Annotated in this window: 22 protein-coding genes; 8 read left to right on the top strand and 14 right to left on the bottom strand. The window is 71.2% G+C overall.

The window, feature by feature from the left end; all coding sequences use genetic code 11:
* Positions 1 to 3 precede the first annotated feature (3 nt).
* The 8 genes from AB0P24_RS30985 to AB0P24_RS30950 form a co-directional block, all read right to left on the bottom strand.
* Complete coding sequence (locus AB0P24_RS30985) at positions 4 to 1,524, bottom strand: Wzz/FepE/Etk N-terminal domain-containing protein (RefSeq protein WP_365799754.1); 1,521 nt, start codon at positions 1,522 to 1,524, stop codon at positions 4 to 6.
* A complete protein-coding gene (locus AB0P24_RS30980; protein WP_365799752.1) occupies positions 1,521 to 2,891 on the bottom strand; it encodes a polysaccharide biosynthesis protein in 1,371 nt (456 codons plus the stop codon). Before AB0P24_RS30980 ends, AB0P24_RS30985 begins: the two co-directional genes overlap by 4 nt.
* A complete protein-coding gene (locus AB0P24_RS30975) occupies positions 2,888 to 4,153 on the bottom strand; it encodes a glycosyltransferase family 4 protein (RefSeq protein WP_365799750.1) in 1,266 nt (421 codons plus the stop codon). The genes AB0P24_RS30980 and AB0P24_RS30975 overlap by 4 nt, the downstream gene beginning before the upstream one ends.
* Entirely contained in the window at positions 4,143 to 5,459 is a 1,317-nt protein-coding gene (locus AB0P24_RS30970) for a nucleotide sugar dehydrogenase (RefSeq protein WP_365799748.1), read from the bottom strand. Before AB0P24_RS30970 ends, AB0P24_RS30975 begins: the two co-directional genes overlap by 11 nt.
* Positions 5,460 to 5,541: 82 nt before the next feature.
* A complete protein-coding gene (locus AB0P24_RS30965; RefSeq protein ID WP_365799804.1) occupies positions 5,542 to 6,972 on the bottom strand; it encodes a sugar transferase in 1,431 nt (476 codons plus the stop codon).
* 1,403 nt (positions 6,973 to 8,375) lie between these two features.
* Positions 8,376 to 9,446, bottom strand: a complete 1,071-nt coding sequence (locus AB0P24_RS30960) for a maleylacetate reductase (RefSeq protein ID WP_365799746.1) — start codon at positions 9,444 to 9,446, stop codon at positions 8,376 to 8,378.
* Complete coding sequence (locus tag AB0P24_RS30955) at positions 9,443 to 9,871, bottom strand: dioxygenase (protein WP_365799744.1); 429 nt, start codon at positions 9,869 to 9,871, stop codon at positions 9,443 to 9,445. Before AB0P24_RS30955 ends, AB0P24_RS30960 begins: the two co-directional genes overlap by 4 nt.
* 162 nt (positions 9,872 to 10,033) lie before the next feature.
* Entirely contained in the window at positions 10,034 to 10,546 is a 513-nt protein-coding gene (locus tag AB0P24_RS30950) for a hypothetical protein (protein WP_365799742.1), read from the bottom strand.
* A gap of 130 nt (positions 10,547 to 10,676) precedes the next feature.
* Here AB0P24_RS30950 and AB0P24_RS30945 point away from each other — a divergent pair, with 130 nt between their 5' ends.
* Positions 10,677 to 11,024, top strand: coding sequence for a cupin domain-containing protein (locus AB0P24_RS30945; protein ID WP_181801927.1), 348 nt, complete (start codon positions 10,677 to 10,679; stop codon positions 11,022 to 11,024).
* A 24-nt stretch (positions 11,025 to 11,048) separates the two neighbouring features.
* Here AB0P24_RS30945 and AB0P24_RS30940 read toward each other — a convergent pair whose 3' ends face one another.
* Positions 11,049 to 12,080: a LacI family DNA-binding transcriptional regulator gene (locus tag AB0P24_RS30940; protein ID WP_365799740.1), complete on the bottom strand. Its 1,032-nt coding sequence runs from the start codon at positions 12,078 to 12,080 to the stop codon at positions 11,049 to 11,051.
* Positions 12,081 to 12,202: 122 nt separating this feature from the next.
* On the opposite strand from AB0P24_RS30940, the gene AB0P24_RS30935 reads away from it, so the two are divergent.
* Entirely contained in the window at positions 12,203 to 13,369 is a 1,167-nt protein-coding gene (locus AB0P24_RS30935) for a phytanoyl-CoA dioxygenase family protein (RefSeq protein ID WP_365799802.1), read from the top strand.
* Between the two features lie 91 nt (positions 13,370 to 13,460).
* Positions 13,461 to 14,465: a Gfo/Idh/MocA family oxidoreductase gene (locus AB0P24_RS30930; protein ID WP_365799738.1), complete on the top strand. Its 1,005-nt coding sequence runs from the start codon at positions 13,461 to 13,463 to the stop codon at positions 14,463 to 14,465.
* 450 nt (positions 14,466 to 14,915) lie between these two features.
* On the opposite strand, the gene AB0P24_RS30925 is transcribed toward AB0P24_RS30930, so the two are convergent.
* From AB0P24_RS30925 to AB0P24_RS30905, 5 genes are all read right to left on the bottom strand, one after another.
* A complete protein-coding gene (locus tag AB0P24_RS30925; RefSeq protein ID WP_361290837.1) occupies positions 14,916 to 15,086 on the bottom strand; it encodes a hypothetical protein in 171 nt (56 codons plus the stop codon).
* Positions 15,087 to 15,219: 133 nt separating this feature from the next.
* Entirely contained in the window at positions 15,220 to 16,122 is a 903-nt protein-coding gene (locus AB0P24_RS30920) for a sugar phosphate isomerase/epimerase (RefSeq protein WP_365799736.1), read from the bottom strand.
* A 5-nt stretch (positions 16,123 to 16,127) separates the two neighbouring features.
* Positions 16,128 to 17,039, bottom strand: coding sequence for an ATP-binding cassette domain-containing protein (locus tag AB0P24_RS30915; protein WP_365799734.1), 912 nt, complete (start codon positions 17,037 to 17,039; stop codon positions 16,128 to 16,130).
* Positions 17,040 to 17,043: 4 nt separating this feature from the next.
* Entirely contained in the window at positions 17,044 to 18,120 is a 1,077-nt protein-coding gene (locus tag AB0P24_RS30910; protein WP_365799800.1) for an ABC transporter permease, read from the bottom strand.
* Entirely contained in the window at positions 18,120 to 19,139 is a 1,020-nt protein-coding gene (locus tag AB0P24_RS30905; protein ID WP_365799732.1) for a sugar ABC transporter substrate-binding protein, read from the bottom strand. Before AB0P24_RS30905 ends, AB0P24_RS30910 begins: the two co-directional genes overlap by 1 nt.
* A gap of 329 nt (positions 19,140 to 19,468) precedes the next feature.
* On the opposite strand from AB0P24_RS30905, the gene iolD reads away from it, so the two are divergent.
* From iolD to AB0P24_RS30880, 5 genes are all read left to right on the top strand, one after another.
* Positions 19,469 to 21,340 (top strand): 3D-(3,5/4)-trihydroxycyclohexane-1,2-dione acylhydrolase (decyclizing), encoded by a 1,872-nt coding sequence (gene iolD / locus AB0P24_RS30900; RefSeq protein WP_365799730.1) that lies wholly within the window; start codon positions 19,469 to 19,471, stop codon positions 21,338 to 21,340.
* A 30-nt stretch (positions 21,341 to 21,370) separates the two neighbouring features.
* A complete protein-coding gene (locus AB0P24_RS30895) occupies positions 21,371 to 22,156 on the top strand; it encodes a GntR family transcriptional regulator (protein WP_365799728.1) in 786 nt (261 codons plus the stop codon).
* Between the two features lie 320 nt (positions 22,157 to 22,476).
* The gene (locus tag AB0P24_RS30890; RefSeq protein WP_365799726.1) at positions 22,477 to 23,790 is read left to right on the top strand and encodes a carbohydrate ABC transporter substrate-binding protein; all 1,314 of its coding nucleotides are present in this window, start codon (positions 22,477 to 22,479) and stop codon (positions 23,788 to 23,790) included.
* Between the two features lie 10 nt (positions 23,791 to 23,800).
* Positions 23,801 to 24,781 carry a sugar ABC transporter permease gene (locus AB0P24_RS30885; RefSeq protein WP_365799724.1) on the top strand — a complete coding sequence of 327 codons (981 nt, stop codon included), beginning with the start codon at positions 23,801 to 23,803 and terminating at the stop codon, positions 24,779 to 24,781.
* Entirely contained in the window at positions 24,778 to 25,665 is an 888-nt protein-coding gene (locus AB0P24_RS30880) for a carbohydrate ABC transporter permease (protein ID WP_365799722.1), read from the top strand. The genes AB0P24_RS30885 and AB0P24_RS30880 overlap by 4 nt, the downstream gene beginning before the upstream one ends.
* The last annotated feature ends 12 nt before the right edge of the window (positions 25,666 to 25,677 follow it).

Genomic DNA, 25,677 nt, shown 5'->3' with positions numbered 1-25,677 from the left:
GTCCTACCGCGCCTCCTGGTCGTTGTCCGGGCCCCGGGCAGCCCACACCGGCTGCCGCTCCGGCCGCCGCCGGCTCGTCGCCGGCTGCCGCTCCGGCCACGGGCTCCGGCCGCGCGGCGCGGTGTGCACCCCGTCCCACAGGGTGCCGTCGGTCCGGTCACGCGGATCGGGGTCGATCAGCACCACGCCGATCACGGCAACGCGCTGGTCCGCGAGCTGCCGCGCCACGGTGTGCAGCCACGCGGCGCTGCCGTGTCCGGCACGCACCACGAGCACGGTCCGGGTGCCGAGGTACTGGAGGTCGGTCCACGCTGTTCCGGGCGCCACCGAGCCGACGCCGATCCGGCGCTCCTGGGGCGGCACGGTCGCGGCACGCTCGGCGCCGACCACAGGCGGATCTCCCGGTTTCCGGCGACGGCCTGCCGAGTACGGGCCGGGCAGGGCGTCGACGACGGTCACCGGCCCCTCCGCCGCCATGGCCCTGGCGAGGTCCAGGGCGATCACGCTCGTGCTCCGCGCACAGCCCAGTTCCAGCAGCGACACCGGTTCCGCGGAGCCGCGCGTGGTGCGGGCCAGGGTCGCGGTGAGCCGTTCCCGGGTCAGCCGGGTACGTCGGCGCTGCCACGGCCCGCCCTTCCGGCGGGGCAGCTCCGCGATGACCGAGGCACCCAGGTTCGCCGCGATGTCACGGCGCAGCACAGGGCGGTCCGCCACCACCGTGCCGACCGCGGCCAGCGCGAGCCCGAGGAAGAGGCCGAGGACGAGGCCGATCGCGGCGTCGGTGGCAACGGCCTTGGGCAGGGAGTGCCGCAGCGCGTGCGGGGTGTCCACGATCTGCGTGCCGGCGACGACCTGGGGTGCGCCGGTCCGCGCCTCCGCGGCGCGCTCGTCGAAGTCGGAGATGCGGGAGTTGAGTTCGGCGCGGCGGGCGAAGAGCGACTCAAGGGACGCCGACGCCTTCGGGTTGCTGTCCGCCGACTGGCTTCCGATCTCCTTGTTGACCTGGGCGAGTTCGTCCCGCATGCGGTCGCGCTGGTCGAGCAGGGCCTGGGCCTCGGCCTGTGCGGTCCTCTGCATCCGCTGCACATGGTCCGCGACGAACGCGTCGGCCAGCGCCTTGGCGCGGGCCACCGCCCGGGCGTCGGTGTCGCCTGTCACCGTGATCTGCAGCAGGTTGTTGGTCAGGCCGGTACCCCGGTATTCCTGCATGAAGTCCTCGGGTTTCTCCGTGGACCCGAGGGACCGCAGGGCCTTGTCGGCGATCTGCGTGGTCTGCAGCAGCTGGACGTCGGTGCGGATCAGCGTTCCGGTGTCGTTCGGCTGGTCCGCCTCGTGCGCGACCAGCACTTCGGTCACGGCGGTCGGCGACGGCGGCATCAGGACCGCCAGCGCGGCGCCGGCCAGCAGGCCGAGGAGCGCCAGGGCACCCCAGAGGCGGCGGCGCCTGCGCACCGCCACCACCAGGGCCTGCAGGTCGAGAAGCGGAGCGGCGGCCGACGACTCCGCAGTCGTGCTTGTCGTCACGCTGAACCTCCCGTGGCATGGCCGCGAACCGCGAGTGCGAGAGTGGCGTCGTCCGGCGGGTGGCCGGCGGAGCGCGTCTCTCGGGCGCGGACCGGATCGGCGACGACGACGCCGAGAACCTCGTGCCGGGCGTCCGCACACGCCTCGGCGATGCCGGCGAGCTCCTCCGCGGTCCAGCTGCCCGCGCTGAGGACGACCAGGGCGCCGGCTTCGGTGTCGCGGTCCGGCACGGTCGGCCGGTCCACCGAGACCTCCACCACCCGCAGCTGCGGATCGCTCCCGGCCTCGGCGGCGAGCTGCCCGGCGGCCCGGCGGGCGATCAGGTCGCCGTCCGGTACGACCACCAGCAGCCGCGCGGGGGCGGCCAGTTGGTCCCGGAGCCGAGCGCACACCCGCCGGCAGCGGATCCGCCGGCCGGCCTCGTCGTCGGACCGCCGCGGGGCCGGCAGGTCCCACCGGGGGCGGAGGCCGAGGAGCCGGCGGATCCATCCCCGTGGGCCACCGTCTTCCGGCCGGTGCGCGCCGCGCCCTCCGTCCGGCACGTCGACGGTGCCCAGCAGCGCCGAGCCCAGCGCCGCGGCGATCTCCGGTTCGGTGCGCAGCCGGCGGTTCATCCGGGCGGCGGCGAGGTGGCCGATGACCGCGAGCAGGAAGAACAGCAGCGCTCCCGCGCCGATGAACTGCGTCCTCGTCGGCGGCGCCTCGCCGGTCGGCCGGGCCGCCGGCCCCATGACGACCATGCCGGCCTTGTTGGTCGCCGGGTTGGCCTCCTCCAGCTTCGTCATGGCCTCCTCCAGCGAGGTGCTGAGCTTCTCCAGCTCGGTCCGGGCCTGCACGCCCTCCACGGTCTGCCCCGGATCGGCCGCGTTGGCCAGGTCGGTGATGCGGCGGTTGGTCTCCTCGACCTGCTTGCGCAGCGCCTCGGCCTCCGTGGCCGCCGTGGAGTCGGTGGCGCCGCCCACGACCCGCGCGGCGAACCTGACGAACTGCGCGGCCACCTGGTCGGAGAGCTGCTGCGCACGCTTCGGGGTGTCGGCCGTACCCGAGATCTTGATGATGTTCCCGTCGGCGGCCGAGGCGGTCACCTGATCCCGCAGGTCGGCACCGCTGACGCCCCGCCAGCCGAGCGTGGCCGCCGCGCGGTGGACCACGGTCGAGCTGGTCGCTATGTCGACCTGGGTCAGCAGCTCGCGCTCTTCCCACTGCCCTGGCAGCAGGACCGACGCCGACGTCGTGTACCGCGGCGGAAACACCACCGAGGCGCCGTAGCCGACGAGCGCGCCCACGGCGGCGAGGACGGCGAGAAACCGCCAGCGCCGACGGAATATCCGTCCGATGGTGACCAGACGTATCGTGTCCTCGCTCAACTGCGCTGCCTCTTCCCTGTCCGTACCGGGTCGGCCGCCGACACCGGGGTGTGGTCCCGGCAGGCGGCGGTGTAGGCGGCGAGCAGCGACTCCTGCGAGTTCCGCCAGGAGAGCGGTCCGCTGACCCGCTCCTGGCCGATCTTGCCCATCCGGGCCCGCTGGTCCGGATCGTCGAGGAGCAGCGCGATGAGTCCGGCGAACTCGGCCTCGTCGTCGGCGGGCGCGTAGACGGCGGCCTCACCGGCGGAGACGCGCGCCTCCTTCAGGTCGAAGGAGACGATCGGGCGCCCCATCGCCATGTACTCGAGGACCTTGTTCATGGTCGACACGTCGTTGAGCGGATTGCGCGGGTCGGGGGACAGGCAGACGTCCGCGGTGGACAGGTAGCGCACCAGGTCGGCGTCCGGAATGCGCCCGGTGAACTGCACCTGCTCGGAGAGACCGAGCCGCCCGGCCAGCTCCACCATCGCGTCGAAGGCGTCGCCGGAGCCGACGAACACCGCGTGCCAGTCGGTCCGCCCGACGTCGTCGCGGAGCTTCGCGAGGGCCCGCAACGCGTAGTCGACGCCGTCCTGCGGGCCCATGACGCCGAGGTAGCACAGCAGATATGGCTTGCCGCGCTTCAACTCCGGCTCGGGCGGCACCGGTCGGAAGCGGTCGATCGCGGGCGCGCTGCGCACCACGAAGACGTCCTCCGGCCGGCGGCCGCCACGGCGCACCGCGACGTCCCGGTAGCTCTCGTTCGTGGCGAGGACGACGTCCGCGGCCCGGTAGGTCCGCCGTTCCAGTGCGCACACGGCGCGGTAGAGCAGGTCCTCGCCGCGGCCGAACCGGGAGAGGTACAGCTCGGGTACCAGGTCGTGCTGGTCGAAGACGAACCGTGCGCCGCGGCGCTTGAGCCACAGGGCCGGCAGGAACAGCAGGTCGGGCGGGTTGCACGCGTGCACCACGTCGACCGGGCCGACCCTGCGGGCCAGCCGGACCGTGTGCCACAGCGCCGCTCCGTACTCCTTCAGGTAGCCCGCCGGTCCTCCGGTGGCCGCGCGCAACGGGTAGCGGTGGATCCGCACCCCGTCGATCACCGCTTCCGGCTCGGTGTCGCGTTTGGTCCCCTGCGGGCATATGACGTGCACCGTCCAGCCCGCGTCGCGCAACGTCGTGCACTCCTGCCACACCCGCCGGTCGAACGGCACCGACAGGTTCTCCACCAGGATCAGCGCGCGCCGGTTCACCCCGTCGCGGCTGGTTGCGTCACCAAGCAAGGCCCATGTACCCCGGTTCGGTCCGGCGCGTCTCGGCGTCGGGAAGGCGGACGAGATCGACGATCACCGGTGCTTCGCCATGCGGCAGCGCCGACAGCACCGCCGTGTCCCTGGTCCCGACCAGGCACACCTCGGCGTGTTCGAGTACCTCGTCGACGGAGTCCGCGAGCAGTTGCGCGAGGTGCGGCAGCCGGGTCTCGATGTACTCGCGGTTCGCTCCGATCAGCCGGGAAAGGCTCACGTTGGCGTCGTAGATCCGCAGGTCGTACCCCTTGCCGAAAAGCCTCTCCGCCAGCTCGACCAGCGGGCTTTCGCGGAGGTCGTCGGTGCCGGGTTTGAAGGACAGCCCGAACAGGCCCACCCGGCGCTTGCCGGTGCGCTCGACGAGGTCCACCGCGCGCTGCAGATGGTCGGAGTTGGAGGTCAGCACATGGGCGAGGATGGGTACCGAGACGTCGGCCCGCTGTGCCGCGTGGACCAGGCTGCGCAGGTCCTTGGGCAGGCAGGAGCCGCCGAAGGCGAAGCCGGGGCGCAGGTAGGCGGGGCTGATGTTCAGCTTGCGGTCGGCCAGGAACACGTCCATCACCTGGTGCGAGTCCACCCCGAGCGCCTGGCACACCGCGCCCAGCTCGTTCGCGAAGCCGATCTTGAGCCCGTGGAACGCGTTGTCCGCGTACTTGATCGCCTCGGCCGTCGGGACCGGCACCCGGAACACCTCGCCGGGCAGGCCCTCGTACAGCGTCGCCACCGCGTCACCGCTGGCCGGGTCGAGCTCGCCGATGACGGTCTTGGGCGGGTCGAAGAAGTCCCGCACGCTCGTGCCCTCGCGCAGGAACTCCGGGTTGACCGCGACCCCGAAGTCCACCCCGGCCGTGCCACCGACGTTCTTCTCCAGGATCGGTACCAGCAGGTTCAGGCAGGTGCCCGGGAGCATGGTGCTGCGGAACACGATGGTCTGCCGCCCGCCCCGCTCGGCCAGCGCGGCGCCGATCTGCTCGGTGACCCGCTCCAAGTACGTGGTGCACAGGCTGCCGTTGGGCTCCGACGGCGTGCCGACGCATATCAGCGACACCTCGCTGCCCAGGATCGCCTCGCGGACGTCGCCGGTGGCGCGCAGGGCTCCGGTCCGCACGACCTCGGCGAGGAGTTCGCCGATGCGTTCCTCCACCACCGGGGCCTTGCCGTCGTTGACCAGGTCCACCTTCACCTGGTTCACGTCCACCCCGATGACCTCGTGGCCCATGCTGGCCAGGCACGCGGCTGATACGCAGCCCACGTAGCCGAGCCCGAAAACGCTGACTCTCATGACCCGTCCCTCCCCCCAGGCAGGCCCTGGTGGCCTGCGTTCCGCTCGTCGGCGGGACCGTCGGGTCGCAGCCCCCCGCGCATCAGTAGGCCCCCTGCCCGTGGAGCACCGCGCGCATCGTCTTCCACAAGATCACTGTGTCGAGGGCGAGCGACCAGTCCTCCACGTACCGCAGGTCGAGGCGGACCGCCTCCTCCCACGGCAGGTCGCTGCGTCCGCTGATCTGCCACAGGCCGGTGAGCCCTGGCTTGACCAGCAGGCGCCGCCGGATGTCCGGGTCGTACGCGGCGCACTCCTCCGGCAGCGGGGGCCGCGGGCCGACGAGCGACATCGCTCCGGTGAGTACGTTGAAAAGCTGCGGGAGTTCGTCGATCGAGTACCGGCGCAGCACTGCTCCGACCCGGGTCACCCGCGGATCCCGGCGGACCTTGAACAGCAGCCCCGCGCCTTCGTCGCGGTCGGCGAGCTCGGCACGCGCCCGGTGGGCCCCGACGACCATGGTGCGGAATTTGAGAATCGTGAACTCCCGGCCGTCCTTGCCGACCCTGCGCTGTCGGTAGAAGGCCCCGCCGCGGCTGTCCATCAGCACGAGCAGCGCGACACACACCATCAGCGGCGCGAACAGCATCAGCAGGACCGCCGCGCCCACCCGGTCGACGACCGCCTTGATCGCCCGGCGGCCCCCGGTGAAGGTCGGCAGGCTGACCCGCAGCAGCGGGATCCCGAGCACCGCGTCGACGTGCAGCCGGGGGCCCGCCACCTCCATCAGGACCGGGGCCACGACCATCTCGGCGTCGCTGCCCTCGAGGTTCCAGGCCAGCCGCTGGAGCCGGTCCGGCGTCCAGTACGGGTCCGGTGTGATCGCGACGACCCGGTAGCCGTCGTGGCGGACGTGCTTGGCGACGTCCGTCAGGCGGCCCACGACCGGCACTCCGTCCAGTTCGTCACCGTCGAGCCCGCGACCGTCCGTCGTGCACACCGCCTCCACCCGCCAGCCGATGTGCGGGAACTTGCGGGTCCGGGTGATCAGGTCGCGCACGGTGGCGGGGCTTCCGGCAGCGAGCACCTGTCTCAGGCACTGTCCTCTTTTGCGCTGTTTGTGCAGACCGAGGCGGAGCAGATACCGCGTGGTCATCGTGACGAGCGTGATCGCGGGAATCGCGACGAAGATCCAGAGCTTGATGTTGCGCGAGGTGAGAGCGATCCCGCCGAGCGCCAGTACGACGGTGGCCGCGAACAGTGAGCGTCCGAGCCGACGGAATTCCTCGGCGCCCTGGCCGAGCACGGCCGGAGCCCATGACCGGCCCACCGCGAGCGCTCCCACCACCAGCAGCTCGGTGCCGAAGGCGAGAATTCCCCACTTCTCGTGCCAGTTGGCCGCGTCCCGGGCCCCGAAGAACTCGCCGATACCCGCCACCACGAAGGCGGTGACCACGGTATCCCCGATGATCACGGTACGGCGGTACCGCTGCTCCCACTCGCTCGCCGGCTCGCTGATTGCCCCATTCGCCAGACGCCCGCGCGCCGGCGGAAAAGGGTCGACTAGTCCCCCCAGCCGCACAGAAACCCCCCGGTCTCAGTGTTTCGACGTGGTGCACTTGCACCATTTCTCCCCCGGGAGACCACGGTCCCCCGGAGGGCCCCCCGGCTCCCCGCGCCGCGCTGTTCCCCCTGCGGGCGGCCCCCGCCCCCGCGGACGGCATCCCGGCTACTTCGGCGCTACCTGAACAACCCGCCCTTGTCGCGGCGGACTCGCATGCCCTGCCGGGCTCGCGAGGTGTACGGGAACCCGCCGGAACCCCGGGTGCTCCCCGCACCCAAGACCCCTCCCGGGCCCCGAGAGTCGATCACCCCCACGTCTGGCAGCACAGAGGCGGCCGCTGGCCGTCCTTGTCGCCGGACCTATAGATCATCATTTGTCGCCCCGTGTCCCAGCATGCGAAGCACGATCAATCTAGACCATCCGGGAGCGTCTGGAGAGGGGGATGTGTGGAATTTGTGCTCAGCCTCTGGAGCCCGTTCCACGGGCAGGCGACCGCCCACGGATGCCCCGGCGAGGCGGGCCGCGCCGTGTGACCTGTGACGACGTCAGCTCTCCGGGCGGCCGGCACCGGCAATCCGAGGCATCTTCCGGCGCTTCAACTGGGCTGCATTCAGGGCCGGTTCGGCGGATTCCCGTCGGTGGGAACGGGGTGCGGCGGTTACGGAAGCGACCGGTCGACGGCACGCGGGAACGGCTCTGCGCCGCGCTGCCCGCGCGAGCGGAAACCGACGGCGAGCCCGACCGGACCGTCACGGTCGCCGTCGCCGTCGCCGTCAGGAGAGCGCGATGCCCCTCGCCCAGGACCTGCTCACCGACAGGCAGCTCGACGGTACGTCCCCCGGTCGCCCGTGCCTTCCTGTCGCCCGGCGGCGCGGCCGGTCGCCGGCGCGGCCCGCGTCGCACCGGGTTCCGCGACAGCCCCAGATGACCAGCGCGCTCATCGGCGCGAGCCCCACGGGGCGGCCTGGGCCACAGCCCCGAGGCGCCGGGCTTCCCGGGGCGGTCACGAAAGCATCCCGGCCGCCCGGGCGAGGGGGCGGCCTGCCGCGGTGCGGATCAGCCGTCCGCCGGGGCGGGTGATCGGTTCGACGCCCGTGTCGCGCGGTCCGGAATCCCTGGGGCCGACGCGACCACGGCCGACGCACCGAAGCGACGTCGTCGGGCAATTCACTGCTGAGAACGTGGTCGTTGGTCTCCTCGGCGATCTCCGTGGCCTGCGCGAACCGGCGCAGCGCCGCGGCGGTCGTGCCGCGGGCGGCCTCCACGCGGCCGTCCCTGCGGTGCCCGGGCCTCGCCCCGGCGGTCGTGCAGTTCCCGGGTCAGTTCCAGGCCTCGGGCGACGCGGCGAAAGGGCTGGTGGCAGCGCCCGCCGGTCAGGTTCGAACCGGGCTGCCCTCGTACGCGGCCCGCAGTACGGTCAGTGCGTCGTCGGTCGTGACCGGGCGTGGGTTGGCGTACGGCTGGCCTGCGATCTGGGCGGCCGCGGCCGCCAGGTCTGATTGCTTCAGGCCCAGTTCGGCGAGGGAGCGGGGTGCGCCCAGGCGGCCCGCCAGTTCCTGGAGGGCGGCCGGGGCGTCGTCCGCGTCCAGGGCCCGGGCCACGGCGGCGGCCGCCTCCGGGGCGGCGGGCGCGTTGAAGGCGAGTGCGTACGGCAGGACGACCGTGTGGGTCTCGGCGTGCGGGAGACCGAAGGTGCCGCCGAGGACATGGCACAGCTTGTGGTGCAGGCCCATGGTGGTGGCGCCGAGGCAGGCCCCGCACAGCCAGGCGCCGTACAGGGCGCGGGAGCGGGCCGGTACGGCCTCCGGGGCGACGGCGATCTCCGGCAGCGCGCCCGCCAGCGCCCGCACGCCCTCCTCGGCCATCAGCGCGACCAGCGGCGAGCCGTCGGGGGCGTACAGCGCCTCGACGGCGTGGGCGAGGGCGTTGATCCCGCTGGTCACCGAGAGCGGGACGGGCAGGGAGAGGGTGAGCTCGGGGTCGTAGACGACGCTGCGCGGCAGGACGACGGGGTCGCGGCCGGTGCGTTTGACGCCGTGCTCGGTCAGGCCCCACACCGGGGTCATCTCGGAGCCGGCGTAGGTCGAGGGCACGGCGATCAGCGGGAGGCCGGTGCGCAGGGCGATGGCCTTGCCGAGGCCGATGGCCGAGCCGCCGCCGACGGCCACACAGCCGTCGGCGCCCGCGGCCCGGGCCGCCTGGACGCCCCGGTCGGCGACTTCCACGGGGACGTGCATCCGGGCCCCGGTGTGCAGGCCCGCGCAGGCCGGGCCGAGCGAGTCGGCGACCGCCCGCGCGGTGTCCGCGCCCCGCTCGCCGCTGACCACCAGCAGCCGCCGCAGCCCGAGGTGCCGGGCCTCCTCGGGAGGTGCGGTGAGCGCGGCGCCGGGCCGGAAGACCACCCGGGCGGGCCTGGTCTCGTACACGAAGTCGAAGGGGTTCACGAGCGCTCCAGGACCAGGTCGAAGCGGGCGTGCCGGAACGGGTTCGGCACGCCGTACTCCCCGGCCGCGGCCGGGTCGTCGGTCGGGGTCAAGTCGTTGGCCGGGCTCTCCTTGACCGCGGGCACCGTGTCGGAGTCAAGGTGGGCGCCGCCGGGGCGGCAGGGGTGCTGTCCGGTGCCCTTCGGCAGGGCGCCCACCGAGCCGTCGGAGAGCAGGATGAACTCCTGCCCGGTGTCCGTGCGGGTCTGCCCGGTCCGAGTGGGGAAGGCGATCGCCGCCTCCCACTCGCGCCGGTTCAGCCGGGTCTCGCGTGTGAAGGCGTGCGGATGACGGATCAGCGCGGTGGGCGGCTCGCGCCGCCGGGGACCGCCGGTGGCCCGCGGGCTGTCGGCGGCCTCTGCGGTGACTGCGTCCTCGGTGGTCATGCCGGCTCCTCGCGCGCAGGAACAGTGCCCTTGGATGATCGTAAACCCGTTCACCGTTCAATGAATCGCGGCCACGCACCGCGGCCACGCACCGCGGCCACGCACCGCGGCCGCACCCCGCAGCCGCACCCCGCGGCGACACACCAGGTCCGCGCACCGCGGCTACTTGATGAGTGCGTTGGCCACGACCACGACCACCCCCAGCAGCGCGTCGACGATGCCGATCAGTACGGCGGCCGGCCAACTCCGCCGCGACCAGCGGGCGGTGAAGAGGCCGAGGCCGAACAGGATCACCATGTTCAGAATGAAGGCCGGGTACTCGACGCCCTTGGGCGGCCACCAGCCCCAGCCGGCGCCCGCGAGCAGGAAGACCGTGGGCAGGACGGCCGTGACCAGCGGCCACTCGTCGGCCAGGGTGTGCAGCGCGTCCCAACGCCGGTGCGGGGCCCGCTCGGCGATGTAGTGGGCGTAGCCGTGCGCCAGGGCGGAGGCGCAGGCGGTGACCAGGAGCCAGAGGGCGTCGTAGCGGCGGCTGGCTCGGGAGGTGTGCCCGTACCGGCTGAGCGCGGCCACCATCGAGCAGGCCAGCACGGCACCGTAGACCCCGCCGAACAGAATGGCCTCGCGGGTGTCGTGCGCGCGCGGCTGCGCCCCGGCCGTCGTCGAGTCAGCCATGTCCTCCATGATCACCCGGGCCTGGCCCGGCCGCCACCGGGCACGGCCCGACGAAGTGTCCTCCCGGCCGGCCGGATGTCCCACACCCTGTCCACGGCCGGGACACCGGCCGGCTCGCTAGGGTCGCCGCATGACGACGCACAGCTTCGCCCTGCACATCCCCGACGCCGAGCTCGAACCCGACCCGCTCGATCCGGCGCAGGTCGTCTCCGGCACGCCCGAGGTCACCGGGAAGGTGGTCTGGGAGTCGGCCGACGGGAAGCAGCTGCGCGGGATCTGGCAGATCACCCCGGGCGTGGTCACCGACACCGAGGCCGACGAGCTGTTCGTGGTGGTCAGCGGCTCGGCGACGATCGAGGTCGAGGGCGGCCCGACGTTCACCGTGGGCCCCGGGGACATGGCCGTACTGCGCGCGGGCGACCGTACGACCTGGACGGTGCACGAGACGCTGCGCAAGGCGTACGCGATCAGTCTGTGAGTGCCCGGCGAGGCGTGGGCACGCTCAGCGGGTCGGGGGCGCGGGCATGTTGTACGGCGTGACCACCTGGATCGCCGACGGCAGGGTCGGGCCCGCCGGGGGCAGCGCGCCCTGGGCCCGCATCACCAGGTGGCAGGCCTCGCGCATGTCCTGGCGCAGATCGTGGTGGAGGACGGCGGACAGGCGGTGCTCGCGCAGCAGCCGGGTGTTGTCGTGGTCGAGGTCGTGGGCGATGAACACGGCGCATGTCCGGCCGAGGTCGGCGAAGGCGCGCAGGGTCGCGATGTTGCCGCCGCCGATGGAGTAGACGGCGCGGATCTCCGGGTCCCGTTCCAGGGCGGCGCGGACCAGGTCGTACTGGGTGGCGTCCAGTCCCTGCCCCTCGGCGATCTCCACCAGGGTGCGCTCGGGATACCTGGCCCGCATGGCGCTGCGGAAGCCCATCTCGCGCTCCTCCTCGTTGCGGAAGAACCCGCTGCTGAGGCTCGTGAGGACATTGCCGGGCCGGTCGCCGAGCCACTGGCCCATCAGGTAGGCGGCGGTGGCGCCGGCGGCCCGGTTGTCGCTGCCGACGTAGGCCAGCCGGCCGCTGGCGGGCAGGTCGGTGACGAGGGTGACGACCGGGATGTCCGCCGACCTGAGGCGCCCGACGGCGGCGGTGACCTCGGGGACGTCCGGCGCCTTCAGGATCACGCCCTGCGAGCCGCGGCGGGCTATCCGGTCCAGGGTCCGCACCAGCTCCTCCACCGGCCCGGTCTCCCGGAAGTGGAACCGGGAGCGCACCACCGCGGGGTGCAGTGCCGGCAGCTCGGCCTCCAGCGCGCCGCGCACCGCCGTGGTGAACCGCTCGGGCGCCTGCATCACGATGTCGACCATGAAGGTACGGCCCACCAGCCGGACCTGGGTGCGCTGCCGGTCCAGATCGGCGATGGCCCGCTCCACCTCGCGGGCGGTGCTCTCCCGGACGCCGCCCCTGCCGTTCAGCACCCGGTCCACGGTGGCCTCGCTGAGCCCTGCCTGACGGGCGATCTCACGGATGGGGAAGGGGTGGCCCACGGGCTGCCTCCTTGAGGGGTTTTTGATGGGTCTCTGCTGGTTGTTCGAGGGGTTTGTGCTGACAAGAATGGCAGAGCCCCGCCGTGGCCGTGACCACGGCCGTGACCGAAAGCAGGACACCGATGTCCCTCGCCGCCGAACAGGGCCGCGCCTGGCTCTCGCAGCAGGACTGCGACCTCGACACCTTCCGTGCCCTGGTCGAGCGGACCACGGACCCGGCCGGCTACCCCTACGCCTCGGCCGTCGAGGACAACGTCCTCGTCTACGACAGTGCGCGGCTGCGCGCCGCGGACGCGGCCCACGGCGTGCGGACCGAACTCGTCCGGGCCCTGGCCGACGGTCCCGGCGTCGTCGTCTTCAAGGGCGCCTTCCCCGACCCGCAGGTGATCGACCGGGCCACCGCGGTGTTCGAGGCGCTCATCTCGGAGCAGCACGAGTCCGGTGCGGGAGCCGGCGACCACTTCGCGGCGCCCGGCGCCAACGAGCGGGTGTGGAACGCCCTGGAGAAGGCGGCCCTGTACGACCCGGAGGTGTTCGCCGACTACTACGCCAACGACATCGTGGCCCTGGTCTCGCGGGCCTGGCTGGGCCCCGGCTACCAGGTCACCTCGCAGATCAACGTGGTCAATCCGGGCGGCGCGGCGCAGACCGCGCACCGCGACTACCACCTCGGTTTCCTCTCCGACGAGCAGGCCGAGGCCTACCCGGCCCATGTGCACCGGCTCTCCCCGGTGCTCACCCTCCAGGGCGCGGTCGCGCACTGCGACATGCCGGTGGAGTCGGGGCCGACGATGTACCTGCCGTACTCGCAGACCTACGAGCCCGGGTATCTGGCCTGGCGGCGGCCGGAGTTCCAGGAGTACTTCAAGGCCCGTCATGTGCAGCTGCCCCTCGCCAAGGGCGACGCGGTGTTCTTCAACCCGGCGGTGTTCCACGCGGCCGGCACCAACCGGACCCTCGACGTGCGCCGGATGGCCAACCTGCTCCAGGTGTCCTCGGCGTTCGGGCGGGCCATGGAGTCCGTGGACCGGGAGGCGGTGACCAACGCGGTCTACCCGGTGCTGCGCCGGCGGCGGTCGGAGGGGGCGGGCGAGGCGTGGCTGGAGCACGTCATCGCCGCGAGCGCCGAAGGCTACCCGTTCCCCACCAACCTCGACAGCGATCCGCCGGTCGACGGCATGGCGCCGCCCTCGCAGGCGGATCTCGTGCGGCGGGCGCTGCACGAGGGGTGGGCGCCGCGGGTCCTGCGGGACGGGCTGCGGGGGGCCGCGGCGCGGCGGGAGAGCTGACGGACCGTAAGTCGTCCGCGGCTTCGTCCTGGCTGCTCACGCAGTTCCTCGCGCCCCTTCGGGGCGCGTTACACATCAAGGAGTTACACCCATGCGTATCGGAATCCTCGGCCTCGGCCGCATCGGCGCCTTTCACGCCGAGACTCTCTCCGGGCTCGATGTCGTCGAGTCGCTCGTCTTCACCGATCCGTTCGCGGACGCGGCCAAGGCCGCCGCCGAGAAGTTCGGTGCCGAGGTCGTGGACTCGCCCCAGGCGCTGCTGGCCGCCGGCGTGGACGGCATCGTGGTGGCCGCCGCCACCGACGCCCACCCGGGGCTGATCCTGGCCGGTGTCGAGGCCGGTGTCCCGGTCTTCTGCGAGAAGCCGGTCGCCAGGACGATGGCCGAGGGCGTCGAGGTCCTCAAGGCCGTGCAGGGCAGCGGCGTGCCGATCCAGATCGGCTACAACCGCCGCTTCGACGCGGGCTTCGTCGCCGCCCGGGCCGCCGTCCGGTCGGGCGAGCTGGGCAAGCTGCACACGGTGCGCTCCACCACGCTGGACCCGGCCCCGCCGCCGGCCGCGTACATCGCCGCGTCCGGCGGGATCTTCCGGGACTGTTCCGTGCACGACTTCGACATCATCCGCTGGGTGACCGGCCGCGAGGTCACCGAGGTGTACGCGGTCGGCGGCAACCGGGGTGCCGACTACATCCGGGAGGCCGGCGACGCCGACACCACCGGCGCGATCCTCACCCTGGACGACGGCACCCTCGCGGTGGTCTCCAACTCCCGGCACAACGCCCGGGGTTACGACGTCCGGATGGAGCTGCACGGCTTCGCGGACTCCATCGCCGTCGGCCTGGAGGACAAGCTTCCGCTGCGCTCGGTCGAGCCCGGTGTGACCTTCCCGGCGGGCACCCCGCACGACTTCTTCATGGACCGGTTCACGGCGGCCTACCGCGCCGAACTCACCGCGTTCACCGAGGTCGTGGCCGGTACCCGGCCCTCCCCCTGCACGATCGAGGACGCCCTGGAGGCCGGCTGGATCGCCGATGCCTGCACCCTGTCTCTGCATGAGCACCGTCCGGTGACGATCGCAGAGGTGCGCGGAGCCTGACACCGCGCACGGCGGCGGGGCGGGTCACAGGGGCCGGGCACGCGGTCCCCGGCCCGCCCCGTCGTCAGGTCCGCGGGACGCCTCTTCGTCAGATCCACGGGACACCCCGCCGTCAGATCCACGGGACCGCTGCCTCGCCACCAGCGGGCCCATGGGGCTGACGGAAGTGGCGCGGATGCCGCCGGACGGTTCCGGCGGGCGACGGCGGCACGCCGCCACGCGCCGGCTGCCGGACTTCGCCGTACGCCTCCGCGGCACGCTTCCGGGACCCCGTGCCACTGAGATCACCCCGGCGCCGGGCCGGCGCGACCGGCGCGGCACCGAGAAGGCGACGCGGCAAACAACCCGGCAGCCGCAGTCGGCCCGGCAGACAGCGCCGGCCCGGCGGACAGTGCCGGAGTGCGCTTAAAGCCTGCACGCGCACGGTGCGGGCCGCGTCCCGGTGGCGGCTCAGAGGCCGTAACGCACCGCGAACTCGTCCGGGTCGTAGGCGTCCCGGTCCGGGTCGTGCTGGATCGCCGGCCTGGTCTCCACCATGTCCTCGGGGCGTATCCGCTCGGGCAGCGCGCCGAAGCGCTCCTTGCGCGTCACCGCCTCGGCCGTGGTCTCCTCGTGGCTCATGCTCGTCCTCCCCGTCCAGCGGGCCCGCACCCCGTCACCCGCTGAACGCGCGCGCCCCGGCGGGTGTTCCCGAACCCGCCGGGGCGCGCGGGGACCGCGCGGAACTCTCCGCGCGGTCCCCGGGAAGCGGCTGTCAGGCGCCGCAGGACCGCAGGAACTTCCGGGTGCGCACCGCGATGGGCAGCGGCTTGTCCGGCTCGCAGGGGTACATGTCCTGCTCGACGATCGCGAACAGGTCCACGCCCAGCCTCTGCGCCGCCGCCAGCACCGGTGCCAGCTCCGGTACGCCCGCCGGCGGTTCGCACATCACGCCCTGGGCCACGGCCGGTCCGAACGGGGTGCCCTTGGCCTGGACGTCGGCCAGGATCGCCGGGTCGACCTGCTTGAGGTGGAGGTAGCCGATCCGCTCGCCGTAGGCCTCGATCAGCTTGACGCTGTCGCCGCCGCAGTAGGCGTAGTGACCGGTGTCCAGGCAGAGGTTGACCAGGTCCGTGTCGGTCGAGTCGAGGAAGCGCTCGACGTGCTCCTCGGTGTCGATGTGGGTGTCGGCGTGCGGGTGGACGACGATGTCCAGTCCGTACGTCTCCTTCACCTCGTGGCCGAGCCGTTCCATGCCCTTGGTGAGGTGGGCCCACTGCTCGCCGGTCAGCTCCGGCGGCTCCAGGATCTCGGCGGTCTTGTCGTCCCGCCAGAAGGAGGGGATGACCACCAGGTGCCGCGCGCCCATCGCCTGGGTGAGCGCGGCGACCTGGCTGACGTGCGCCCAGGTCGACTCCCATACGGCGGGGCCGCGGTGCAGGCCCGTGAAGACCGTGCCCGCCGAGACCTTCAGGTCCCGCTCGGCGATCTCGTCGGTGAGGCGGGCCGGGTCGGTGGGGAGGTAGCCGTAGGGGCCGAGTTCGATCCAGGAGTAGCCGGCCTCGGCGACCTCGTCGAGGAAGCGTTCCCAGGGGACCTGCCGGGGGTCGTCCGGGAACCAGACGCCCCAGGAGTCGGGGGCCGAGCCCACCCGGATGCGGTCGAGGGCGTTGGTCATGGGTGTCAGGACTTCCCTTCCGGGCCGGTCGCGACGGGTGCGGTGAGGTCTTCCTCCTCGGGAAGCTCCTCGGTGTCGACACCACGGACCTGGGACAGCTCGTGCTTGAGGGCCGCGAGTTCGGCGCCGCCGGCCATGTGGTTGGTGAGTTCCTCCAGGGTGATGTCGCTGCGTTCGGCGGAGAGCTCGAGGGTGCCGAGGCGCAGGACGCTGAAGTGGTCGCCGACCATGTACGCGTGGTGGGGGTTGTGGGTGATGAAGATGACGCCGAGGCCGCGTTCGCGGGCGGCGGCGATGTACTTCAGGACCACTCCGGACTGCTTGACGCCGAGGGCGGCCGTCGGCTCGTCCAGGATGAGCACGCGGGCGCCGAAGTAGACGGCGCGGGCGATGGCCACGCACTGGCGCTGGCCGCCGGAGAGGGTGCCGATGGGCTGGTCCAGGTCGTCCAGGACGATGCCCATGTTGCGCAGTTCGCGGTCGGCGGTCTCCTTCATCTTCGCGATGTCGAGCCGGCGCACGGGCCAGGGACCCTTGGTCATCTCGGAGCCGAGGAAGAAGTTCCGCCACACCGGCATCAGCGGGACCGTCGCCAGGTCCTGGTAGACGGTCGCGATGCCCTTGTCCAACGCCTCGCGCGGAGTGCTGAAGCGCACCGGGGCGCCGTCGACGAGGAAGTCGCCCTCGGTGTGCTGGTGCAGCCCCGAGATGATCTTGATGAGGGTGGACTTGCCGGCGCCGTTGTCGCCGAGGACGCAGGTCACCTGGTTGGGGAAGACCTTGAGGTCGACCCCGTGCAGGGCGCGGATGTTGCCGTACGACTTGCCCGTGCCGCGCAGTTCGACGATCGGGGCGCCGTCGGTGGACGCGTCGTCCTGGAGGATGGCGCCGTGGGTTCCGGTTCCGTTGTCTGTCATCGGGTCACCTCCTGGTCGCGGTCCGCTGGACCCACAGGTTGATCATCACGGCGCCGAGGAGCATGACGCCGAGGAAGGCCTTGAACCAGTCGGGGTTCCAGCCCGCGTAGACGATGCCCTGCTGGACCATGCCGAACATGAAGGCGCCGAAGACCGGGCCGATCGCGCTGCCGGCGCCACCGGTCAGGAGGCAGCCGCCGATGACCGCGGCGGAGATGTAGATCAACTCCTGGCCCACACCCTCGCCGGACTGCACGGTGTTGAAGGAGAACAGCTGGTGCATGCCGACGAACCAGGCGCCGAAGCCGACCAGCATGAACAGCGAGATCTTGGTGAAGTTGACCGGGACACCGACCGCGCGGGCGCTGTCCTTGTTGCCGCCGACCGCGAAGGTCCAGTTGCCGTACCTGGTGCGCAGCAGCACCCAGGTGGCGATGGCGGCGAAGAACAGCCACCAGAAGATGGTGATCTTGACCTGGACGCCCCCGATGTCGAAGGAGGAGGCGAAGACGGCCTTGGCCTGGTCGAAGCCGTCCATGTTGCTGATGTCGTCGGTGGCGACGTTGCCGGTGACCAGCTTGGTCACGGCGAGGTTCACACCCTGGAGGATCAGGAAGCTGCCCAGGGTGATGAGGAAGCTCGGCAGTCCGGTCTTGACCACCAGCCAGCCGTTGAGGAATCCGATGGCCAGCGACACGATGAGCGCGACGATCACGCCCGCCCACACGTTGAGGGTCAGCTGGTAGCTGAGCATGGCCGCGGTGAGCGCCGAGGTGATGACCGCGACACCGGCGGAGAGGTCGAACTCCCCGCCGATCATCAGCAGCGCGACCGGCAGCGCCATGATGCCGATGGTCGACGACTGGTAGAGGATGTTCGCCATCGAGCCGGCCTCGCGCACCGGCGGCGCGGCGACCAGGAAGAAGACGTAGACCGCGACGGCGCCGAGGAAGACGCCGACGTCCGGACGGGCCAGGATCCGCAGCGCCAGGGGGCGCTGTGCGGTCCGGCCGTCCTTCTCCTTCGGGCCAGGGGCCGGCGGTGTCGCCACCGCCGGCTGTGCCTGCTGACTCATACCGATCACCGGGTGCCCTTCGCGGCGAACGCGGCGACCTTGTCGACGTTGGACTTGTCGACGAAGGCCGGGCCGGTCAGGACCGGCTGCTCGCCTCCGCCCATGTAGTTGCCGTTGTTCTTGTAGAGCCACAGCGAGTCGATCGCCAGGTAGCCCTGGAGGTAGGGCTGCTGGTCCACGGCGAACTCGATGGTCCCCTTGCCGATCGCGGTGGTCAGGTCCTTGTTGAGGTCGAAGGTGGCGACCTTCGCCTTGCTGCCCGCGTCGGACACCGACTGGACGGCGATCAGCGCGATCGGGGCGCCGAGGGTGACCACGTGGTCGATGGCCTTGTCCTGCGTGAGCTTGGCGGTGATCGTCGACTTGACCGCGGTCGGGGACGTGCCGTCGACGTACAGGGTCTCCGTCGTCCCCGAGAACGTCTTCTTCACTCCGTCGCAGCGCTGGGTGAGGCCGACGTTGCCCTGCTCCTGGATGACACAGACGACCTTCTTCGCGCCCTCGGAGTTCAGCCGGTTGCCGAGCGCCTCGCCCGCCACCGTCTCGTCCTGGCCGAAGAACTCCAGCAGACCGAGCTTCTTCCAGTCGCTCAGACCGGAGTTGAGGCCGACGATCGGGATCTTCGCGGCGTTGGCCTTGCCGACGACGTCCTTCATGGCGTCCGGCTTGGCGAGGGTGACGGCGATCCCGTCGACCTTCTGGTCGATGGCGTTCTGCACCAGGTTGGCCTGGTTGCCCGCGTTCGGGTCGGCGGAGTAGACGAGCTTGATGTTGTCCTTGTCCGCGGCGGCCTGGGCGCCCTTGCGGACGATGTCCCAGAAGGTGTCGCCCGGCGACTGGTGGGTGACCAGCGCGACCGTCATGCGGGGGGTGGACGCCTTGCCCGCCGAGGCTGCAGTTCCTCCCTCTTCGGACTTCTTTCCCCCGGAGCTGCTGGAGCAGCCGGCGAGGGTCAGGGCTGCCGCCGCGGCAACGGCCACGATCGGGGCCAGCCGGCGCGAACGGGAGTGGGAAGAACGGTCCATCTTTCCTGCACCTCACTGTGCTGCGGGCGAAAGGAACGGATCGGGACGATCCGTCGACCCGAACCGACAAGGTGGTCCGGGTCACTGCTGTGCGTTGGGACGGGATACAAGTCCCTGTGCGGCCCGCTGTCAATACTTTGTTAAGACATCATTTCACGCACAGGTCCGAATGTAAGTACAAACCATTGACAGCACGACCTGCCCCGATCTACACCTGAGGGGCATCCGCCCACGTCCTACCCGCTCCCACCGGACGTACCCCTGGCCCCGCCCGTCGACGCCCGCCCGTCCCTCCACACCGGCACCGTCCCGTCCGAATGAGGTCTCCCATGAGCCAGCCGACCATCCGCCTGACCGTCGCCCAGGCGCTGGTGCGGTTCCTGTCCGCCCAGTACACCGAGCGTGACGGCGTCCGGCACCGGCTGATCGCCGGCACCTGGGGCATCTTCGGCCACGGCAACGTGGCGGGGATCGGCCAGGCGCTCCTCGAGTACGGCGACGTCATGCCGTACCACCAGGGCCGCAACGAGCAGGCGATGGTGCACGCGGCGGTCGGCCACGCCCGCCAGCTGGACCGGCTCTCGGCGCAGGCGGTGACCACGTCCATCGGCCCGGGCGCCACCAACCTGGTGACCGGCGCCGCCCTCGCCACCATCAACCGGCTGCCCGTCCTGCTGCTCCCCGGCGACTACTTCGCGAGCCACGCGCCCGACCCGCTGCTCCAGCAGCTGGAGCACCCGACCGAGTTCGACGTGTCGGTGAACGACACCCTGCGGCCGGTCTCCCGCTACTTCGACCGGATCACCCGCCCCGCGGCGCTGATCCCCTCCGCGCTGAACGCCATGCGGGTGCTCGCCGACCCGGCCGAGACCGGCGCGGTCACCCTCGCCCTCCCCCAGGACGTCCAGGCGGAGGCGTACGACTGGCCCGAGGAGTTCTTCGCCGAGCGCGTCTGGCGGGTTCGGCGGCCGGCCCCCGACCCGGCCGAGCTGACGGACGCGGTACGGGCCGTGAGGGCCGCACAGCGGCCGTTGATCGTGGCGGGCGGCGGAGTCCACCACAGCCGCGCGGAAGACGCCCTGAGGGCCCTTGTGGACGCCACGGGCATCCCTGTCGCCTCGACCCAGGCGGGCAAGGGCTCGCTGCGCCATGACCACCCGGCCGACCTGGGCGGGATCGGGCACACCGGGACCGCCGTCGCCGACGACCTGGCCCGCACCGCCGACCTGGTGATCGGCGTCGGCACCCGGTACACGGACTTCACCACGGCCTCCGGCACCCTCTTCCAGAACCCGGACGTCCGCTTCCTGAACCTGAACATCACCGGGTTCGACGCCCACAAGCTGGCCGCGCGGACGGTCGTCTGCGACGCGCGGGCCGGGCTCACGGCCCTCGCCGAGGCTCTGTCCGGGCACCGGGTGGCCCCGGCCTACGAGGCCGAGTACCGGGCGGGCAAGGAGCGCTGGGACGCCGTCGTCGAGGCGGCCTACCGCGCGGACGACGAGGACGCCGCCCCCACGCAGACCCAGGTGCTCGGCGCCCTTGACGCGGTCGTCGGCGATGACGACGTTGTCATCAACGCGGCCGGCTCGCTCCCGGGCGACCTGCACAAGCTGTGGCGGGCCCGCTCGCCGCGCCAGTACCACCTGGAGTACGGCTACTCCTGCATGGGCTACGAGATCCCGGCCGGCATCGGCGTGCAGCAGGCGGCGCCGGACACGGTGGTCTGGTCGCTGGTCGGCGACGGCACCTACCTGATGATGCCGACCGAGATCGTCACCGCCGTCCAGGAGGGCCTGCCCGTCAACCTGGTGCTCATCCAGAACCACGGGTACGCCTCCATCGGCGGCCTCTCGGAGGCGGTGGGCGGCGAGCGGTTCGGCACCGCCTACCGCTTCCGCTCCGCCGACGGCACCTTCGGCGGCGCCCCGCTGCCGGTGGACCTCGCCGCCAACGCGGCCAGCCTCGGCATGGAGGTGCTGCGCGCCAAGACCGTGCGGGAACTGCGGGCGGCGCTCACCGCGGCCCGCGCGAGCGACCGGCCGACGTGTGTGTACGTGGAGACGGACCCGGCGCCGACCGCGCCCGGGGCCGAGGCCTGGTGGGACGTGCCGGTCGCCGAGACCGCCGCCCGCGAGGCCGCCGTACAGGCCCGTGCGGAGTACGACCGGCAGGTCGCCGACCGCCGCCGGCATCTGTGATCCCCCCGCCCCACGGAAGGAGGTGTCCCGGTGGCCCGTACCGGTGATTCCGCCCGCACCGCGACCGCCTCGGCACTCGACGCCCTGGACTTCGCCCTGGACCGCGGCAGCCCGGTTCCGCTCTACTACCAGCTCGCCCGGCAGCTGGAGGAGGCCATAGAGCACGGTGTCCTCGCCCCGGGCAACCTCCTGGGCAACGAGATCGACCTGTCGGTGCGGCTCGGCCTGTCCCGGCCCACGGTCCGCCAGGCCATCCAGTCGCTCGTCGACAAGGGCCTCCTCGTCCGCCGCCGGGGCGTGGGCACCCAGGTGGTGCACAGCCAGGTCAAGCGGCCGCTGGAGCTGAGCAGTCTCTACGACGACCTGGAGTCGGCCGGGCAGGGCCCGACCACCCGGGTGCTGCGCAACGAGCGGATCCCGGCGACCGCCGAGGTGGCCGCCGCGCTCGGGATCGCGGAGGGCGCGGAGGTGGTCGTCCTGGAGCGGCTGCGCTGCACGCACGGCCAGCCGGTGGCGTTCCTGTGCAACTACCTGCCCGCGGCACTGCTGGAACTCGACACCGAGCGCCTGGAGTCGACCGGCCTGTACCGGATGCTGCGCACGGCCGGCATCACCCTGCACAGCGCCCGGCAGACGGTGGGCGCCCGCAGCGCCACCGCCGAGGAGGCGGGCCGGCTCGACGAGCAGGAGGGCGCCGCCCTGCTCACCATGCAGCGCACGGCCTACGACGACACCGGGCGGCCGGTGGAGTACGGCAGCCACGTCTACCGGGCGTCCCGGTACGCGTTCGACTTCCAGCTGCTCGTACGGCCGTAGCGCATGCCGTGCCGGGCCGGCCGCAACGGGTTTGACCGCTGGTCGCGGCTCCCGAAACCAACACGCCCGCACACGAGCCCCCACAGAGTTTGTCCGGTGGGGGCTCTGTCGTACCGGTTTGTTCAACAAACCGGCAGGCAACCATGTCGATTACGTTTCGGGCAAGAGACGGGCGAGAGAGACGCAGGCTATTGACGCATGAGCGGACAAGCGGCTGTTATTGCGCCCACGATGTTCGGCCGAGTTGGTTTCTGATCGGTTTCGGGACCTTTCGAAGATCAACTCTTCCCCTTGCCGAACCCTGTTACTCAGGAGCCGCCATGCGCATCTCCCCGTCCGGTCTTCACCTGCCGGGTCCGAGCCGTCGTAACGTTCTGCGCGGAGCCGGTTCGGCCGCCCTGCTCGCCGGCGCCGGCATACCCCTGCTGTCCGCCTGCGGCGGCAGCGGCAGCTCGTCGGACCCCAAGACCGTCAGTGTCGGCTCCAACGACTCGGACGCCGTGCCGAAGGCGGCGTACGCGGCCGTGTACGCGGACTTCAAGAAGCAGTCCGGCGTCACCGTCAAGGTGAACACGAAGGACCACAACACCTTCCAGGAGCAGATCAACTCCTACCTCCAGGGCACCCCGGACGACGTGTTCAAGTGGTTCGCCGGCTACCGCATGCAGTTCTTCGCGGCCAAGAACCTCGCCTCCCCGATCGACGACGTGTGGGAGAAGATCGGGGCCGACTTCCCCGATGCGATGAAGAAGCTCAGCAAGGGCGCGGACGGCAAGTACTACTTCGTGCCGATGACCACGTACCCCTGGGCGGTCTTCTACCGCAAGAGCGTCTTCCAGCAGCACGGCTACACGGTCCCCACCACCTGGGACCAGCTGGTCGCCCTGTGCAAGCAGATGAAGAAGGACGGCCTGGTCCCGATCGCCTTCGGTGACAAGGACGCCTGGCCGGCCATGGGCACCTTCGACCAGATCAACTTCCGCCTCAACGGTTACGACTTCCACGTCGAGCTGATGGCGGGCAAGGCCGCGTGGACCGACGCCAAGGTCAAGGCCGTCTTCGACCACTGGGCCGAGCTGCTCCCCTACCACCAGGACGGCTTCATGGGCCGCACCTGGCAGGACGCCGCCCAGACGCTGGTGTCGAAGAAGGCCGGCATGTACCTCCTGGGCACCTTCGTGGCCCAGCAGTTCACCAACAAGGCCGACCTGGACGACCTGGACTTCTTCGCCTTCCCGGAGATCAACTCCGCGTACGGCCAGGACACCGTGGAGGCGCCCACCGACGGCTTCATGGTCTCCAAGTCCCCGAAGAACCACGCCGGTGTCGTCAAGCTGCTCGAGTACCTGGGCAGCCCGGCGGCCGAGGAGCTCTACCTCAAGGGCGACCCGAGCGTGGTGGCCGCCTCCAGCAAGGCCTCCACCTCGGCCTACTCGGCGCTGCAGAAGAAGGCGTTCGACATGATCGGCAGCGCCAAGAGCCTCACCCAGTTCATGGACCGCGACTCCCGGCCCGACTTCACCTCCACGGTGATGCAGCCCGGTCTGCAGAAGTTCCTGCAGAACCCGAAGGGGATCGACAGCCTGCTCTCGTCCATCGAGCGCCAGAAGAAGACGATCTTCGCGTCCGAGTGAGCCTGCTGAAGTGACGACTGACACCACCACGAAGTCCCAGGAGGCGGCCGCCGTGCCGCCTCCTGGGCGCGCGTCCGAGAAGAAGCGGATCCAGCAGGGCCACCGGCGCCTGCTGACCCGCCGTGACCGGATCACGCTCGCCTTCATGGCGGGCGTGCCCACGGTCTTGCACGTACTCCTGGTCTGGGTGACCGCCCTGGCCTCGATCCTCCTCGCCTTCACCTCCTGGGACGGCATCGGCTTCGACTCCATCAAGTGGGTCGGGCTGGACAACTTCAAGCAGCTCTTCAGCGACAACCCGCAGTTCTGGCCGGCGGTCGAGCACAACGTCATCTGGTTCGTGGTGCTCATCCTGATCCCGACCCCGTTCGGCCTGTTCCTGGCCGTGCAGCTGGACAAGAAGATCAGGTTCAGCCGGGTCTACCAGACGGCGTTCTTCCTCCCGGTCGTCATCTCCCTGGCGTGCATCGGGTTCGTCTGGCAGCTGATCTACAACCCGGACACGGGCCTGATCAACAGCCTCATCGGTGCCAACAAGCCGGGCCACTACATCGACTGGATCGGTGATCCGAACCTCAACCTGTGGGCGGTCCTGGTCGCCGCGTCCTGGCGGCACACCGGCTACATGATGATCCTGTACCTGGCCGGCCTGAAGAGCGTGGACCCGTCGCTGCGGGAGGCCTCGGCCCTCGACGGCGCCAACGAGTGGCAGACGTTCAAGAACGTCATCTTCCCGACGCTGCGGCCGACCAACACCATCGTCCTGGTCGTGACCATCATCGAGGCGCTGCGCGCCTTCGACCTGGTCTTCGTCTTCAACAAGGGCGCCCAGGGCACCGAGTTGCTCTCCATCCTGGTGACCAACAACATCATCGGCGAGTCCAGCCGCATCGGTTACGGCTCGGCGATCGCGGTGGTGCTGCTGTTCATCTCCCTGATCGTGATCATCCCGTACCTGATCGCGACCTTCCGGAAGGAGCGGAGCGCATGAGCACCGTGAGCGCGCTGCCCGAGCAGCGCACCCCGATCCGCCCGGCCCGTGTCCTGCTGCACGTGTTCCTGGCCGGCACGGCCCTGGCGTGGCTCGCCCCGCTGCTGTGGGCGATCTTCTCGGCGCTGCGCCCGTACAGCGAGACCAGCAACCGCGGCTACGTGTCCTGGCCGCACACGCTGAACTTCGACAACTTCAAGAACGCGTTCGAGCAGTCGGACATGACCCACTACTTCATGAACACGCTGGTCATCGCGGTCCCGGCCGTGCTGCTCACGCTGTTCCTGTCGTCGATGGTCGCGTTCTACGTCAGCCGTTTCGACTTCCGGGTCAACCTCTTCCTGCTGCTGGTCTTCACGGCCGGCAACCTGCTGCCGCAGCAGGTCATCATCACCCCGCTGTACCGGATGTACCTGCTGACGAACCTGCCGGGCATCACCGCGAGCGGCAAGCTGTACGACTCGGCGCTCGGCCTGGTGCTGATCCATGTGGCCTTCCAGTCCGGGTTCTGCGCGTTCGTGCTGGCGAACTACATGCGTTCGCTGCCGCACGAGCTGACCGAGGCCGCGCTGGTGGACGGCGCCTCGGTGTGGCGGCTGTACTGGCAGATCACCCTGCCGCTGTGCAAGCCGGCGATGGCGGCCCTGGCGACCCTGTTGTCGATCTGGATCTACAACGACTTCTTCTGGGCCCTGGTGCTGATCTCGACCGGTGAGAACATGCCGATCACCTCGGCGCTGAACAACCTCTCCGGGCAGTACTTCACCGACCCGAACCTGGTCGCCGCCGGTTCCCTGCTCACCGCGATCCCGACGCTGCTCGTGTACTTCGCGCTCCAGAAGCAGTTCGTCAGCGGTCTGACCCTGGGCTCCGCCAAGGGCTGATCCGGCCCCCTT

The sequence above is a fragment of the Streptomyces sp. NPDC086519 genome, assembly GCF_040686075.1.
Taxonomy (GTDB): Bacteria; Actinomycetota; Actinomycetes; order Streptomycetales; family Streptomycetaceae; genus Streptomyces; species Streptomyces shenzhenensis.
Note: the sequence above shows the minus strand (reverse complement) of the source record. Positions and strands in the feature narration are given on the sequence as shown.

What these genes read in the sequence shown, in the direction of transcription:
- AB0P24_RS30970 (WP_365799748.1), bottom strand. Translation starts at nt 5,459, where the DNA reads ATGAGAGTCAGCGTTTTCGGGCTCGGCTACGTGGGCTGCGTATCAGCC.
- AB0P24_RS30955 (WP_365799744.1), bottom strand. Translation starts at nt 9,871, where the DNA reads ATGACCACCGAGGACGCAGTCACCGCAGAGGCCGCCGACAGCCCGCGG.
- AB0P24_RS30950 (WP_365799742.1), bottom strand. Translation starts at nt 10,546, where the DNA reads ATGGCTGACTCGACGACGGCCGGGGCGCAGCCGCGCGCGCACGACACC.
- AB0P24_RS30945 (WP_181801927.1), top strand. Translation starts at nt 10,677, where the DNA reads ATGACGACGCACAGCTTCGCCCTGCACATCCCCGACGCCGAGCTCGAA.
- AB0P24_RS30935 (WP_365799802.1), top strand. Translation starts at nt 12,203, where the DNA reads ATGTCCCTCGCCGCCGAACAGGGCCGCGCCTGGCTCTCGCAGCAGGAC.
- AB0P24_RS30930 (WP_365799738.1), top strand. Translation starts at nt 13,461, where the DNA reads ATGCGTATCGGAATCCTCGGCCTCGGCCGCATCGGCGCCTTTCACGCC.
- AB0P24_RS30925 (WP_361290837.1), bottom strand. Translation starts at nt 15,086, where the DNA reads ATGAGCCACGAGGAGACCACGGCCGAGGCGGTGACGCGCAAGGAGCGC.
- AB0P24_RS30920 (WP_365799736.1), bottom strand. Translation starts at nt 16,122, where the DNA reads ATGACCAACGCCCTCGACCGCATCCGGGTGGGCTCGGCCCCCGACTCC.
- AB0P24_RS30915 (WP_365799734.1), bottom strand. Translation starts at nt 17,039, where the DNA reads ATGACAGACAACGGAACCGGAACCCACGGCGCCATCCTCCAGGACGAC.
- AB0P24_RS30905 (WP_365799732.1), bottom strand. Translation starts at nt 19,139, where the DNA reads ATGGACCGTTCTTCCCACTCCCGTTCGCGCCGGCTGGCCCCGATCGTG.
- iolD (WP_365799730.1), top strand. Translation starts at nt 19,469, where the DNA reads ATGAGCCAGCCGACCATCCGCCTGACCGTCGCCCAGGCGCTGGTGCGG.
- AB0P24_RS30890 (WP_365799726.1), top strand. Translation starts at nt 22,477, where the DNA reads ATGCGCATCTCCCCGTCCGGTCTTCACCTGCCGGGTCCGAGCCGTCGT.
- AB0P24_RS30880 (WP_365799722.1), top strand. Translation starts at nt 24,778, where the DNA reads ATGAGCACCGTGAGCGCGCTGCCCGAGCAGCGCACCCCGATCCGCCCG.